Below are 13426 nucleotides of genomic sequence, written 5' to 3' on the forward strand. Positions count from 1 at the left end.
AGCTTCGGCGAATGGGCCGCCGTCTTCGGGGACGCCAAGATGACGACGGCTCTGCTCGATCGCCTCACTCACCGCTGCCACATCCTCGAAACCGGGAACGACAGCTTCCGGTTCAAGGACAGCTCCGCGAAGGCGGACAAACCTGCAAAGGAGAAGACCAAAACTTGACGACTGACTGACCCGCAAGCCATCTTCAACCCGGGTCGGTTCTCAACGGAAATCCTGGGTCAAATCTCGACGGAAATCGACACCCCTTTAGTCGTCGCCTCGACGAGCCTGCGCCCCGCGGGGCGCGGGCCTCGCGAGCTCGATGATCTCTTCAGTGATCTCCTCCTGACGTGTTTGCCGATGCCGCGCCTCCAGTCGCTCGAGCGTCTTGTGCGCATTGTCGCGGGCTTCGATCATCGCGCGCATTCGCGCCTCGTTCTCCGCCGCAAAGGACAGCACCGCCGCCTCGCATAATTCGGCGAAGACATATTCTTGCGCGAGGCCCTCGACGAGCGCGCGCGGCGGCAATGTGACGAGGGGCGGAACCGCGGCGGACGCCGGCGGAAAGCGGGCGAGGTCGAGCGGCACGAGCGAGCGCGCGACGATCTCGATTCCGGCCGCGCCCGGCGCGCCGTGGATGAGCGTCACGCGATCGGCGAGCCCCTCCCCCAGACGTCCATAAAGCTCTTGCGCGATGCGGTCGGCGAGCGACGGCGCGTCATCGACGCGCGACGCCATTGGCAGAGTCCAATCGGCCCGTGATCCGCGCTCTTGCGCGAGCGTCGCGCCGCGCTCGCCGATGATGAACAGAGCAGGCCGCTCGACGCCGTCAGCGAACCGCGCCGCCGCGTCGAGGATGCGCTCGTTGAATGCGCCGACGAAGCCGCGCTCCGAGCAGAACGCCAGGACGATATGGCCGCCGGCCGGCCGGCGCTCCGAGACGAGCCGCGAAGGCGGCGCTTCCTCGCTCAGCGCCAGCGCCGCGCAGATGGCGTCGCCCAACGTCCCCGCATAGGCGCGCACGCCGGAAAGACGCGATTGGGCTTCGCGCGTTCGGATGGCGGCGACGCCGCGCATCGCCGTGATGACGCTCTCGAGCTGCCGGGTCGCGACGATGTGGACCTTGATGTCGGCGGAGCGCTCGCTCATGAGGGACGCGCCGCGAGCTCTGTCGAAAGATCGCGCACCCGCGCCACGAGATCCGCGCGCATGGCGTCGTCGAGCGGGGCGTGACGGGAGATCGCCGCGACGCTCGGCGCGGCGACCGAGTCGAGATGCGCGGGAAGCCTCGCGGTCAGCGCAGGAATGGCTCGCGCCGGAAGGGAATCGAGAACGCCGGCGTCGAGCGCCGCGAGCAGAGCGACCTGATCGGCGAGGCGCAGCGGCGAAAAGCGCGGCTGCGTCAGCAGGCCGCGAATGCGCTCGCCCCGCGTCAGCTCCCGCTCGATGCGGGCGTTCGACATGCCGCCGAAGCGCGAGAACATCTCGAGCTCCAGAAACTGCGTGTATTGCAGACGCAATCGTCCCGAGACGTCGCGCAAGGCGTCCGGCTGCGCGCGGCCGCCGACTCGGCTGACCGAGAGGCCGACATCGACGGCCGGACGATGGTTCGCGGCGAACAAGCGGCGGTCGAGCACGATCTGTCCATCGGTGATGGAGATCAGATTGGTGGGAATATAGGCCGAGAGATTGCCGGAATCGGTCTCGGCGATCGGCAGCGCCGTGAGCGAGCCGCCGCCGAACGCCTTCGACAATTTCGCGGCGCGCTCCAAGAGTCGCGCATGGACGTAGAAGATATCGCCGGGATAGGCTTCGCGTCCGGGAGGCTCCCGGGTCAGCAGGGCGAGCTCGCGATGCGTGACCGCATGCTTGCTCAAATCGTCGATGACCACGAGCGCATGGCCGCCGCGATCACGGAAGAACTCCGCCATGGCGAAGCCCGCGAAAGGCGCGATCCATTGCAGGCCAGGCGGCGAAGCGGCGGGCGCGACGACGAAGATCGTGCGATCGGCGGCTCCTCCGCTCCTCACCGCCTCGATCGCGCGCTCGACCGAGGTCGTCCGCTGGCCGACGGCGACATAGACGCAGACGATGTCCGAGCGGCGCTGGTTGATGATGGCGTCGATGGCGATCGAGGTCTTGCCGGTGGCGTGATCGCCGATGACGAGCTCGCGCTGACCACGCCCCAGGGCGAACATGGAGTCGACGACCAATAGGCCGGTCTCGACGGGCTCGGTCACGAGATCGCGCGCGATGATGCTCGGCGCGTCGCGCTCGACGGGATGAAAGGCGGCGGCGGCGATCGGCTCGCCGCCGTCGAGTGGGCGGCCCAGCGGATCGACGACGCGCCCGAGCAGCCCCTCCCCGACCGGCGTGCGCGCGACCTCGCCGGTCGCGAAGACGCGCGCGCCGGCTTCGATCTCGTCGCCCGGATCGAGCAGCACCACGCCGACCCGATCCGCTTCGAGCACGCGCGCGAATCCGAGCTGGCCGGTCTCGAAACGCAGCAGCTCGTCGAGCGCGACCTGCGGCAGGCCGGAGACGAAGGCGATTCCGTCCGCATAGCTCTCGATGCGGCCGACCGTCTCGACCTTGGGCCCGAGATCGATCCTCGCGACCGCCTCGCGACCGCGCGCGAGCCATTCGGCGACGGCCGGCTCATCGCTCATTTTCCGGCTCCGTCAGCAAGGTCGCGGAAATTTGCTCGAGATCGGCGCGCAGGCTGTTGCGAATGCCGGTGTGGGCGTTCTCCAATTCGAGGCCGGCGAGCAATGTCGGATCGACGCGAAGCTCGAATTTCAGCGGGCGGCCGAAAGCGCTTTCGAGCCTGCCGCGGCACAGCGCGTCCTCCTCGGCGGTGAGCGGACGCGGCGCGGTCAGTATGGGCTCGCCGCGCGCGGCGAAATCGGCGCGCGCGGATTCCGGCAGAGCCGCGACCGCGTCCGCGAGACCGTCGATGAAGCCGGCGACGCGGGATGATGCAGGCAAGCGTTCGAGCAGACGCCGCGCAATGTCGACGGCGAGCAGGCTCGCGCGCTCGGCTTCGGCGCGACGGGCCGATCGTTCCGCGCGCTCGATCTCGGTCCGCATGTCCGCTCGCATGCGATCGGCGTCGGCCCTGGCGACCTCGAGCAGCCGGTCTCGCGCGTCCTTCGCCTCCGTCGTGGCGGCGTGGATCGTCGCCGCGCGATCGGCCGCCATCGCGTCGACGGCGGCGCGCGCGCGTTCTTCCAGAGTCAGGGCCGAGGCTTTGGCGGCGGCGGCGGCGTCCAGGAGCCGCCGGGCCATCGCCTCGCGCTCGGCGAGGATCGATGCGATGGGGCGGAAAAGGAAGCGGGAGAGCAGCCAGATCAACACGAGGGCGTTGACGGTCTGCAAACCGAGCGTCCACCAGTCGATCTGCATGCCTGCGAACGCCCTATTTGACGAAAGGATTGGCAAAGAGAAGCAGAAGCGCGACCACGAGACAGTAGATCGCCATGGTCTCGATCATCGCGAGGCCGACGAACAGAGTGCGCGACAGGACGCCGGCGGCCTCCGGCTGACGCGCGATCGCCTCCATGGCGGCCGCGACCGCCTTGCCTTCCGCGAGGGCGGGGCCGATCGCTCCGAAGGACACGGCGACGGCGGCGGCGATCACGCTGATATATTGAATGTCGTCCATTCTTCCTCGCTCTCGTCTAGCCGCGCGCCCGCGAGCCGTGTCCATCGACCGCCGAGCCGATGAACACCATGGCGAGCGTCGCAAAAATGTAGGCCTGAACCGCGCCGGTCAGCAAATCGAGCGCCATCAGCGGAATCGGCACGAGCAGACCCGCGAGCGACAGCACGACGCCGATGACGAACACGCCGCTCATGATGTTCCCGAACAAGCGGACGACCAGCGAGAAGGTCCGCGTGATCTGCTCGACGAGATTGAGCGGGATCATGATGATGCTCGGCTCGGCGAATGTCGCGAGATAGCCGAGCGGGCCGCGCGTGCGCAGGCCGTGATAGATGGTCGCGAAGAAGACGATCAGAGCCAGCGCCGCATCGGTTTCGAGCCGCGCCGTCGGCGGCTCCACGCCGGGGACGAGCGACGACCAATTGGCGACGAGCACGAAGAGGAAGATCGTTCCGAGCAAGGCGCGATAGGGGGCTGGGTCCACGCCGATCGTGTCTCTTATCTGCTGGTCGAGCGTCTCGACGATAAGCTCGAGCGCGGATTGTCCGGTCCCCGGCCGCAACGAGAGCCGCCGAGTTACGAGAAGGCTCGCGAGAGCGAGCGCCGCCATCAGCGCCCAAGTGACGATGACGGGCTTGCTGACGGGCACGGGTCCGAGCTGAAAGCCGGGCTCGAGCGCGAGCGGCGAGGATTTCATTCGAGACCTCCCAGACGACGCAGGACGACGCGGCGCGCCGCGAGCAGTCCCAGCGCGCCGGAGAGCAGAGCGAGGGCGCCGATCTTCGCGAGGGCTGCGAGCGCCGCGGCGAGCGCAACGAAGCGCGCTATGAGCAAGAGAATGGCCTTCGGCGTCACCCCCTGCTCGAAGAGGGCGACATTCCAACGCAGGACCCGGAAGTAAGCGAGGCCCGCGGCGAATCCCGCGCCCGCGCCGAGGACGAGCTGGAGAGCGAGCGGGGCGGCGGAAACGGTCATTGGCGCGACATCCATTTCCAGGCGAGCCAGAGGCCGGCTCCGGCGCCGATCATGACGAGAGGCGCGGAGAAGAAGACGCCCATGTCGTACATCTTGTCCAGCCAACGTCCGAGGAACAGCCCCGCGAGCGCCGGCAGGACGATGGTCCAGCCGAGAACGCCGATCTGCCCCAGCCGGCGTCCGAGCGAGGGCTCGGCGTTCCTGCGCTGCATCTCGCGCCGCTCGGCGGCCAGTTGCGAGGCCTCCGCCATCGAATCGCGCTCCCGTTCGGGGCCGGCCTCGCTCATGGCGCGTCCTTTCCATCGCCGAACAATTCCGAGGCGCCGGACGGACGCAGATAACGGACGAGGCGACGCACGGCGCTGACGTGCAGCCGCGTCTCCTCGACGCGCGCGCGCGCCGCCGCGTCCTTCTCGGCCGCGCGCGCGGCGCGCACCTCGGCGTCGAGCTTGCGCAGATCGCGACCGAGAAGTCCCTCCCGGCAGGCGACCGACACGCTCTCTCCGCCCCTGACGGTCAGCACGCCCCCCCGGATCGCGCAATAGCGCTCGGCGCCGTCGGCGGATCGCCAGCGCAGGACCGAAGGCGGCAGCACCGTCAGCAGATCGGCGTGGCCCGGCAGCAAGCCGAAACCGCCGCTCTCGTCCTCGGCGCGGACGGATCGCACGCCGGCTTCGTCGAGCAGCACGGCGTTCGGCGTGGTGATGGCGAGCCGCAATGCTCTGCTCACGGCCGGCCTCCCGCCGCCTCGGCGTCCATGCGCGCGGCAGCTTTCTCCTTCTGCTCCGCCTCGTCGATGGACCCGACCATATAGAAGGAGCTCTCTCGCCAATCGTCGCAGGCGCCGGAGAGAATAGCGCGGCAGCCGGCGAGCGTGTCGGCGAGGGGAACCGAGCGGCCAAGCGCTCCGGTGAAGGCCTCGGTGACGGTGAAAGGCTGGGTCAGGAAGCGCTGGAGGCGCCGCGCGCGCCCGACGATCTTGCGGTCCTCGGCTGCGAGCTCCTCGACGCCGAGCAAGGCGATGACGTCCTGCAGCTCGAGATAATGCTCGATCACCCGGCGGACCTCGGTCGCGACTTCGGCGTGCGCCTCGCCGACGACCAGCGGATCGAGCAGCACGGAGGAGGAAGCGATCGGATCGATCGCCGGATACATGCCCTCGGCCGCCATTTGTCGGGAGAGTACGATCATGCTGTCGATGTGGGTGGCGATCGTCGTCACCGCAGGATCGGTGAAATCATCCGCGGGAACATAGACCGCCTCGATCGCCGTCACGCCGACCCCGCCGACCGAGGCGATCCGCTCATGCAGGGCCGCCACTTCGCTCGCCAGCGTCGGCTGATAGCCGACGCGCGACGGCAATCGCCCCAGGAGGCCCGACACTTCGGCCCCGGCCTGGACGAAGCGGAAGATATTGTCCATCAGCAGCAGCACGTTCTGGCGCTGCTCGTCGCGGAAATATTCCGCGATGGTGAGAGCGGCGAGCGGCGCCCGCCAGCGCGCGCCGGGGGGCTCGTTCATCTGGCCATAGACCAGAACCGTGCGCTCGAGCACGCCGGAGCGGCCCATGTCTCGCAGAAGCTCATGGCCCTCGCGCGAGCGCTCGCCGACGCCGGCGAACACCGATACGCCCCGATAGCCCGTCACCATCGCGTGAATGAGCTCCATCACGAGCACGGTCTTGCCGACGCCCGCCCCGCCGAACATGGCGGCCTTGCCGCCCTGAGCGATGGGCGTCAGCAGGTCGATGATCTTGATCCCCGTCGCGAAAATCTCACCGCCGCTCGGCCTCTGGGCCAGCGGCGGGGGCGCGCGATGGATCGGCCGGCGCGGCGCGTCCGCCGGCAGCGGCGGTCCATTGTCGCCGATCGCTCCCGTCACATCGATCAGCCGTCCGAGCGTCGCGTCGCCGACCGGAATCTCGATCGGCCCGCCGGTCGCTTTCACCCGGCGTCCGCGCGACAGGCCGACCGTCGATTGCAGAGCGATGGCCTGGACGCTGTTCCGGTCGAGATGAGCCTGCACCTCGGCGTAGATTTCACGTCCGCCGTCGGCCTCGACGAGCAAGGCGTCCTCGATCGCCGGCAATTCGCCCTTCTCGAAGCGCACGTCGATCACGGCGCCGCGAACGGCCGAGACCGTGCCGTGACGCGCCGCGCTCGTGTGAGAAGAAGCCGCCTCGTTCATTTGCACGCCGATCGAGCATCTCGCCGATTGGTTCGAAATCCTGGACATTCTAGCGCGAAAGCGCCCAAGTCGCCGAGACCCTGGCGGTGAGCCGTCGCGCGCCGGGCCGAAGACGCAGAAACGCCGCTCCGCTCGCGGAAGCCAAGGGCTCCGTTCGGCCGTTCGCCTCTGTGGCCGAAACCGCCTCCTGATGATCGATTTCGATGATACGGCCGAGCTTGGCGCCCACGGCCTCGACATAGTTTCTCGCCCGCTGTTCCGCATCTTTCACCGCAGCGATCCGCAGTCGTTCGAGGCGCGTCCTTTCGTCGCTGACGACGAATTCCACGCCGCGAAGGTCGTTCGAGCCGGCGTCGATCGCCCGAGACAGCAAAGACGCGGCCTCATCGAGCGAATTCACCGTCACGCTCAACTCGCTTCGCGCCCGAAAGCCCCTGGAGACGCGCTTTCCATGCGCGCCGCGCGCCGCGGCTTCCTCCGCCGCGACCGCCTGGAGCGTCGCGCCGACGACGCGAATGTCGTCGATCGGCACGCCTTGCCGGACGAAGCCCTCCGACAAGGAGCGCGTCTTCCGCTCATTCTCGGTCACGGCCTCGGTCGCGGTGAGCCGATCCGCGACAATGTCCAGGTGGAGGATCGCTCGATCGGGAAGCGCCTCCTCCGAGGCTTCTCCCGTCACGGAAATATGCGGAAGAGTGTCCTTCAATGTCTCGGCCGAAGCGCTCCCGAGAAGGAGCGCGCTCGACAAGGCTGCGGCGAGTATTCGGGTCATCGACTTGCCTCGCTCGACGCCGCTGGCGGCGAAATCGCACGCTCCACGCTTCCGGCTTCCCCCGACTCGGCGCACCGAAGCCTCGGCGACTGGCGGAGCGTGGACTTTATCACGCTACATATCGCCCCAGCTTCACAAAACGACGAAAAAGCAAGAGAACGGCGCTCGAGCTCGTTCGCGCTACAGTCCCGACTTCAATCGGATCGAGAAGCCATTCTCCAAGCTCAAAGCTCTGCTCCGGAAAGCCCCCGAGCGAACCGTCGACGCCCTATGGAACAGGATCGGCTCAATGCTGAAGGAGCTCTCCTCCGCCGAATGTGCAAATTTCTTCTCCGCCCTCGAAAATCTACATTCCCCCACGATATTGCATGGTCTCACGAGGAGGCCGTCGCAATGAGCACGCTGACCAAGCTCGCGCTCGGCATGATGGGGCGGCTGCGTCCGAAACCTGCGCGAGACGCCGCTGCGGCGCAGATCGCGCTTCCCCCTCCGCATAAGGAAGGCGGCATGCCATTGATGGAGGCGATCGCCGAGCGGCGTTCGTCCCGAGAATTCGCGCCGGACGAGCTGCCCTTGCAGCTCCTGTCCGACCTGCTGTGGGCCGCGGACGGGGTGAATCGAGCCAAAGGCGGACGGACCGCGCCCTCCGCTTTGGACGCTCAGGAAATCGACGTCTATGTCGCGCTGCCCTCGGGCGCTTATCTCTACGTCGCCGCGGCGCACACCCTGGGGTTGGTCGCAGCGAGCGACATGAGGCGCGTGACCGGCTATCAGGATTTCGTCGACGAAGCGCCGCTCGATCTGGTGTTCGTCGCCGACCATACGAGAATGGCGCTCGTGCCGGTCGCTCAGCGCGAGAGCTTCGCCTCGTTCGCGGCCGGCGCGATCTCGCAGAATGTGTATTTGTTCGCGGCGAGCGCGGGCCTCGCCACTGTGATCCGCGCCTGGATCGATCGCGAGGCGATCGCGCAGGCGCTGGGGCTCAGCCACGACCATCAGGTGCTTTTGTCGCAGACGATCGGCTATCCGAAGAAGATGGAGTGAACTCCCGATGCGCATCGACCCGGCCTTCCTATTCGACCTCGACGGCACGCTGGTCGACAGCGTCTATCAGCACGTCCTCGCCTGGAAAAAGGCGCTCGACGCGGAGCACATCGATTTGTCGGTCTGGCGCATTCATCGTAAGGTCGGCATGAGCGGGGGCTTGTTCGTCAACCAGCTGCTGCGCGAGACGGGCATGGAAATCGACGCCGAGCGCGTGCGCCGTTTGAGCGCCGCCCACGCCTCCGCTTATCTCGAGATCGCCGACGGCGTGCGCCCGCTCCCGGGCGCGCGGGAGCTCCTCGCATGGCTCACCGACGCCGGCGTCCCCTGGGCGATCGCGACGAGCGGTCGCATGGAGACGGCGCGCGTCAATCTCGCCGCGCTCGGCGTCGATCCCGCCCGCACGCCGGTCGTCACCCGCGACCAGGTCGCGCACGCCAAGCCCGACCCAGACCTCTTTCTCGCTGCAGCCGAACGGCTGAACGCGCCCATAACGACGGCGTTCGTCGTCGGCGACAGCATATGGGACATGCTCGCCGCGACCCGATGCCGGGCGCTGGGCGTCGGCCTTTCGAGTGGGGGCTACGGATCCGACGAGCTGCGGCAGTCTGGCGCGTTTCGCGTCTATGACGATCCCGCCGATCTACTGTTCCACATCGACGAGATCGGTGGAAGGAAGTGACATTCGGTCGCTCTACTCGCACTCGCTAGAATGAGCCATAGATGGTCGTCGCGGACGTCGTGGTCCGACGACAAGAAGAGCGGACTTCGAGATTCGAAGCGAGGGAAGTCGCATGATCGACGCGGCGCGGCAAATCGTCTGGTTCGAGGAAGTGACGCGCGACGATGTTCCGAGCGTCGGCGGAAAGAACGCCTCGCTCGGAGAGATGATTTCCCGACTCACAGAAAAAGGCGTTAGGACGCCCTCTGGATTTGCGACGACAGCGCAAGCCTATTGGCGCTTCATCGACAGCAATGGCGCGCGGAATGTCATCGCTACGACGCTCGACGACCTCGAATCCGGCCGCATCGCGCTCGCCGACGCCGGTCGAACAATTCGTAACGCCATTCTACGCGGCGAATGGTCGAGCGAAATGGCGAGCGCCATCGTCGAGGCCTATCGCGAGCTGGGTCGGCGCATCGGCAGGGACGCGCCCGATGTCGCGGTGAGGTCGAGCGCAACCGCCGAAGACCTGCCGAATGCGAGCTTCGCAGGACAGCAGGAGACCTATCTGAACATTCGCGGCGAGCGGGCGTTGCTCGACGCCTGTCGGCGCTGCTACGCATCGCTCTTCACGGATCGCGCGATAAGCTATCGCAAGGCGCAGGGTTTCGACCATATGAAAGTCGCGCTGTCGGTCGGCGTGCAGATCATGGTCCGGTCCGACACAGGCGGCGCGGGCGTGATGTTCTCGCTGGACACGGAGACGGGCTTCGACAAGGTCGCGCTCATCAACGCCTCTTGGGGCCTCGGCGAGAATGTCGTGCAGGGCGCGGTGGACCCCGACGAATATGTCGTGTTCAAGCCGTTCGTCTCCAATGCGGCGCTGTCGCCGATCATCGAGAAGAAGCGCGGCGGCAAGCTGGTGAAGATGATCTATGCACAGGGCGGCGAGCAGCCGACGCGCAATGTCCCGACGTCCAAGGCCGAGCGCGCCTCCTTCGTGCTCGCAGACGAGGACATTCTGACTCTGTCTCGCTGGGCCTGTCTGATCGAGGACCATTATGGCCGGCCAATGGATATGGAATGGGCCAAGGATGGCGAGACCGGCGAGCTCTTCATCGTCCAGGCGCGTCCGGAGACGGTTCAATCGCGACGCGAGGCGAGCGCGCTGAAGTCTTATCGCATAGGCAAGAAAGGCCGCAGGATCTGCACGGGATTGGCGATCGGCGACGCGGTGGCGACCGGCAAGGTCTGCGTCATCGAGGATGTTCGCGACATTGGTCGTTTCGTCGATGGCGCCATATTGGTCACGCGCACGACCGATCCGGATTGGGCGCCCATCATGAAGCGGGCCACGGCGATCGTGACCGAGCATGGCGGACGCACCTCGCATGCGGCGATCGTCAGCCGCGAGCTCGGATTGCCGGCGATCGTCGGCGCGCCGGATGCGACGCGACTGCTCCACGACGAACAGATCGTCACCTTGTCCTGCGCCGAAGGCGACACGGGATTCGTCTATGATGGCGTCGCCGAGATCGAGATCGAGGAGCTCGATCTCGCCGCCGTTCCGGCGACGCGCGTCGAGGTCATGCTCAATCTCGCCGATCCCGCCGCGGCCTTTCGCTGGTGGCGTCTCCCTTCCGACGGAGTGGGCCTCGCGCGGATGGAGTTCGTCATCAACAATCACATCAAGATCCATCCGATGGCGCTGGTCCATTATGATTCGCTGAAGGATGAGGCGGCCAAAAAGATCATCGCCGAGGCGACGGTCGGTTACGAGAACAAGAGCGATTATTTCGTCGAAGGGCTCGCGCGGGCGCTCGGCCGCATCGCCGCCTCCGTTCATCCGCGGCCGGTCATCGTGCGCATGAGCGATTTCAAGACCAATGAATATGCCTCTCTGGTCGGCGGCGCCCAATTCGAGCCGAGGGAAGAAAATCCGATGATCGGCTTCCGCGGCGCGTCGCGTTATTACTCTCCGCGCTATCAAGAAGGGTTCGCGCTCGAATGCCGCGCCATACGCCGTCTTCGCGACGAAATGGGATTCACCAATGTCATCGTGATGATCCCCTTCTGCCGGGCGGTCAAAGAGGCGGATCGCGTGCTCGAGGTCATGGCGGCCAATGGGTTGAAACGCGGCGAGAACGGGCTTCAGGTCTATGTCATGTGCGAGATTCCCTCGAATGTCATTCTCGCCCGCGCCTTTGCGGAGCGCTTCGATGGTTTCTCGATCGGCAGCAATGATCTCACGCAGCTCACTCTCGGCGTCGACCGAGACTCGGCGGAGCTCTCCGATCTGTTCGACGAGAGGGACGAGGCGGTGAAATGGATGATCCGCACCGTCATCGACGCCGCGCGCGACGCGGGAGCCAAGGTCGGCCTGTGCGGGCAAGCGCCGAGCGACCATCCCGATTTCGCCGAATTCCTGGTCGAATGCGGGATCCATTCTGTGTCGGTGACGCCCGACAGCTTCGTCGTCGTGAAGCAGCATGTGGCGGCCGCGGAGAGTTGATTGACCGCGACCCGTTCAGTAATCGATGACCATCCGGCTGAAATTCGCCGAGGAGATCACATCACCGTCGATAACGCAGGATTGTCCGTCCGCACATGCGCGCTTGGCCCCTGGGTAACCACTTGTCGCGAATATTTCGTATGGATCGGCTGGCTGTTGTCGCAAGGCCGACCGCAGAAATATTATCCTTCGCTGTCTTCAGTATTTCGCCAAACTTATGATGCTTTTGCGGCCTCTTCTTTTTTGACCAGGCAGCTTATACCTCATCTTTCAGCCCTCCCAGTTTGAAAGACTTTCTTTTTCGATTAGGTCGGGGACTGCATTGAGAGCCGTTAACCGCCATAGAAGCGCCGTCTGGCTTCTTGCTCTATGTCGAGCCGCAACTGAAAGTCCGCAAGCTTTTTCATTTCACGTCTACGCGCTTCTTCGTCTGGAGCAGCGCGCAATACGCGGGTCTGCTCTTCGACGGCTTTACGCAATTCGATTTCACGGGGTAAGGCTCCAGCTTCAGACATGATGCGGAAGCCGATGGCGTCCACACTGCTACCACCGCTCAGATCTAGGGGTTTTCCTGCCCCCTTTAGGTTATCGAATTGACCTTCGATTTGAGCCTTTAGAATTTGCCTTTCAGCCAGACTGGAAAATTTCACTGTTGCTTTCCCTTTGCTCTTGATCAAGCCAAAAATCCTCGCTCCAGCTCGTCGAAAACGGGCCAGAACATTTCCAAGTCGTGAGGTTCACGAGCGCCAAAGGCCGTCAATGCACCGGTGATGACCAGCGCGGCGGGTAGCGCTGTCAGATCGGAGCGGAACGCACCTTGCTGCTGCCCTATCGTAATGATCTCCGCGTAACGGCGGCACCATTCCTGTGTGAAGGAATCGATCATTGCCGCAACTTCTGGCTCGGATCGACCGACCTGTCTGAGTTGAGCCAAGCAAGCCGCCAACTCAGGACTGTCGCGAAGACTGTCGTGATATGCCTGCGCTTCAGCACGAAGCTGCGCACCGGCAGGCCTCTCCGCATCGGGGGGCGGCGGCAATTTGCGAAGAAAGTCATCTCGCGTGGTTTCAGCGACCAGCACAACCAATGCGGCCTTGTTTGGTACATGAAAATGCAAGGTGGAAATGTTGATGCCGACACGCGCCGCGACGTCTCGGGTCCGTAACGCAGCATACCCGTTTTCCAGGATCAGCGCCCTTGCGGCTTCAGCGATCATCGTCCGGCGTTCGTCTTTGCGAATATAGGACTGCTTTTGGTCATGGCTTGGCATAAATCAATCATATGATTGATTTATTGCTCTGACAAGGGATTGTTCGCCGATTTCAGAGAGAAGTCGCGTCTGAAGGGGGTCTTCCTCACTTTCCGTGCTGCTGATAGCCGCTTCGAATTCGTAACACTCGGAAAACACATGGGATATTGAAATGCGCGCCGCTTGAAAAATCGGGAGTAACAAGATCGCTCGAGTGGCTAACATTTGTCCATTCTTTCAATACCTTTCGGCAGGCTCGCGCGACAGTATGAGCACGGAAAGTGAGGAAGACCCTCCTAACGCAGGATTCGCGGAGTTAAAGGCAACGCGACACCAGTGGCGGGTCCTCTCGGCCCCGGTGTCGCCGAGGC

General features: G+C 65.2%; 16 protein-coding genes and 1 pseudogene. 5 read left to right on the forward strand and 12 right to left on the reverse strand.

From position 1 onward, the window contains the following. Nucleotides 1-168: ATP-binding protein (locus EDE12_RS19980; protein ID WP_166671904.1), on the forward strand; the 168-nt coding region annotated here is incomplete at its 5' end. Between the two features lie 87 nt (nt 169-255). Here EDE12_RS19980 and EDE12_RS19985 read toward each other — a convergent pair. From EDE12_RS19985 to EDE12_RS20030, 10 genes are read right to left on the reverse strand one after another with little or no spacing between them, the layout of a single operon-like run. Next, nucleotides 256-1137, reverse strand: a complete 882-nt coding sequence (locus tag EDE12_RS19985; protein ID WP_026598338.1) for a F0F1 ATP synthase subunit gamma — start codon at nt 1135-1137, stop codon at nt 256-258. Further along, entirely contained in the window at nt 1134-2657 is a 1524-nt protein-coding gene (locus EDE12_RS19990) for a F0F1 ATP synthase subunit alpha (RefSeq protein WP_024881805.1), read from the reverse strand. Before EDE12_RS19990 ends, EDE12_RS19985 begins: the two co-directional genes overlap by 4 nt. After that, nucleotides 2647-3393: a F0F1 ATP synthase subunit delta gene (locus EDE12_RS19995; protein WP_026598337.1), complete on the reverse strand. Its 747-nt coding sequence runs from the start codon at nt 3391-3393 to the stop codon at nt 2647-2649. Before EDE12_RS19995 ends, EDE12_RS19990 begins: the two co-directional genes overlap by 11 nt. 13 nt (nt 3394-3406) lie before the next feature. Beyond that, complete coding sequence (locus EDE12_RS20000; RefSeq protein WP_026598336.1) at nt 3407-3652, reverse strand: F0F1 ATP synthase subunit C; 246 nt, start codon at nt 3650-3652, stop codon at nt 3407-3409. A gap of 16 nt (nt 3653-3668) precedes the next feature. Continuing rightward, a complete protein-coding gene (locus EDE12_RS20005; RefSeq protein ID WP_024881807.1) occupies nt 3669-4349 on the reverse strand; it encodes a F0F1 ATP synthase subunit A in 681 nt (226 codons plus the stop codon). Further along, a complete protein-coding gene (locus EDE12_RS20010; protein ID WP_036290607.1) occupies nt 4346-4627 on the reverse strand; it encodes an ATP synthase subunit I in 282 nt (93 codons plus the stop codon). Before EDE12_RS20010 ends, EDE12_RS20005 begins: the two co-directional genes overlap by 4 nt. Then, complete coding sequence (locus tag EDE12_RS20015) at nt 4624-4914, reverse strand: AtpZ/AtpI family protein (RefSeq protein WP_024881809.1); 291 nt, start codon at nt 4912-4914, stop codon at nt 4624-4626. Before EDE12_RS20015 ends, EDE12_RS20010 begins: the two co-directional genes overlap by 4 nt. Continuing rightward, nucleotides 4911-5357, reverse strand: a complete 447-nt coding sequence (locus EDE12_RS20020) for a F0F1 ATP synthase subunit epsilon (protein ID WP_024881810.1) — start codon at nt 5355-5357, stop codon at nt 4911-4913. Before EDE12_RS20020 ends, EDE12_RS20015 begins: the two co-directional genes overlap by 4 nt. Continuing rightward, the gene (gene atpD / locus EDE12_RS20025) at nt 5354-6814 is read right to left on the reverse strand and encodes a F0F1 ATP synthase subunit beta (protein ID WP_026598334.1); all 1461 of its coding nucleotides are present in this window, start codon (nt 6812-6814) and stop codon (nt 5354-5356) included. The genes EDE12_RS20020 and atpD overlap by 4 nt, the downstream gene beginning before the upstream one ends. A gap of 49 nt (nt 6815-6863) precedes the next feature. After that, nucleotides 6864-7586: an SIMPL domain-containing protein gene (locus tag EDE12_RS20030; protein WP_026598333.1), complete on the reverse strand. Its 723-nt coding sequence runs from the start codon at nt 7584-7586 to the stop codon at nt 6864-6866. Nucleotides 7587-7767: 181 nt separating this feature from the next. Between EDE12_RS20030 and EDE12_RS22355 the strand changes: the two are divergent. From EDE12_RS22355 to ppsA, 4 genes and pseudogenes are all read left to right on the forward strand, one after another. Beyond that, a pseudogene (locus EDE12_RS22355) lies at nt 7768-7983 on the forward strand (hypothetical protein); the annotation flags it as partial. Next, nucleotides 7980-8630, forward strand: coding sequence for a SagB/ThcOx family dehydrogenase (locus EDE12_RS20035; protein WP_026598332.1), 651 nt, complete (start codon nt 7980-7982; stop codon nt 8628-8630). The pseudogene EDE12_RS22355 and the gene EDE12_RS20035, both read left to right, overlap by 4 nt. Nucleotides 8631-8637: 7 nt before the next feature. Continuing rightward, entirely contained in the window at nt 8638-9312 is a 675-nt protein-coding gene (locus EDE12_RS20040; protein WP_024881814.1) for an HAD family hydrolase, read from the forward strand. Nucleotides 9313-9424: 112 nt separating this feature from the next. Next, a complete protein-coding gene (gene ppsA / locus EDE12_RS20045) occupies nt 9425-11806 on the forward strand; it encodes a phosphoenolpyruvate synthase (protein ID WP_026598331.1) in 2382 nt (793 codons plus the stop codon). A gap of 332 nt (nt 11807-12138) precedes the next feature. Here the strand turns inward: ppsA and EDE12_RS20050 are convergent, their stop codons facing one another. Both EDE12_RS20050 and EDE12_RS20055 read right to left on the reverse strand, forming a co-directional pair. Next, complete coding sequence (locus EDE12_RS20050; RefSeq protein ID WP_198022825.1) at nt 12139-12483, reverse strand: DUF1992 domain-containing protein; 345 nt, start codon at nt 12481-12483, stop codon at nt 12139-12141. Further along, a complete protein-coding gene (locus tag EDE12_RS20055) occupies nt 12480-13022 on the reverse strand; it encodes a TetR/AcrR family transcriptional regulator (protein ID WP_198029873.1) in 543 nt (180 codons plus the stop codon). Before EDE12_RS20055 ends, EDE12_RS20050 begins: the two co-directional genes overlap by 4 nt. Nucleotides 13023-13426: the final 404 nt, after the last annotated feature.

The sequence above is a fragment of the Methylosinus sp. sav-2 genome, assembly GCF_004366495.1.
GTDB lineage: Bacteria > Pseudomonadota > Alphaproteobacteria > Rhizobiales > Beijerinckiaceae > Methylosinus.

Excerpts from the sequence above, each read along its gene's own strand:
- EDE12_RS19985 (WP_026598338.1), bottom strand. The coding sequence starts at position 1,137 with ATGAGCGAGCGCTCCGCCGACATCAAGGTCCACATCGTCGCGACCCGG.
- EDE12_RS19990 (WP_024881805.1), bottom strand. The coding sequence starts at position 2,657 with ATGAGCGATGAGCCGGCCGTCGCCGAATGGCTCGCGCGCGGTCGCGAG.
- EDE12_RS19995 (WP_026598337.1), bottom strand. The coding sequence starts at position 3,393 with ATGCAGATCGACTGGTGGACGCTCGGTTTGCAGACCGTCAACGCCCTC.
- EDE12_RS20000 (WP_026598336.1), bottom strand. The coding sequence starts at position 3,652 with ATGGACGACATTCAATATATCAGCGTGATCGCCGCCGCCGTCGCCGTG.
- EDE12_RS20005 (WP_024881807.1), bottom strand. The coding sequence starts at position 4,349 with ATGAAATCCTCGCCGCTCGCGCTCGAGCCCGGCTTTCAGCTCGGACCC.
- EDE12_RS20010 (WP_036290607.1), bottom strand. The coding sequence starts at position 4,627 with ATGACCGTTTCCGCCGCCCCGCTCGCTCTCCAGCTCGTCCTCGGCGCG.
- EDE12_RS20015 (WP_024881809.1), bottom strand. The coding sequence starts at position 4,914 with ATGAGCGAGGCCGGCCCCGAACGGGAGCGCGATTCGATGGCGGAGGCC.
- atpD (WP_026598334.1), bottom strand. The coding sequence starts at position 6,814 with ATGAACGAGGCGGCTTCTTCTCACACGAGCGCGGCGCGTCACGGCACG.
- EDE12_RS20030 (WP_026598333.1), bottom strand. The coding sequence starts at position 7,586 with ATGACCCGAATACTCGCCGCAGCCTTGTCGAGCGCGCTCCTTCTCGGG.
- EDE12_RS20035 (WP_026598332.1), top strand. The coding sequence starts at position 7,980 with ATGAGCACGCTGACCAAGCTCGCGCTCGGCATGATGGGGCGGCTGCGT.
- EDE12_RS20040 (WP_024881814.1), top strand. The coding sequence starts at position 8,638 with ATGCGCATCGACCCGGCCTTCCTATTCGACCTCGACGGCACGCTGGTC.
- ppsA (WP_026598331.1), top strand. The coding sequence starts at position 9,425 with ATGATCGACGCGGCGCGGCAAATCGTCTGGTTCGAGGAAGTGACGCGC.
- EDE12_RS20055 (WP_198029873.1), bottom strand. The coding sequence starts at position 13,022 with ATGATCGCTGAAGCCGCAAGGGCGCTGATCCTGGAAAACGGGTATGCT.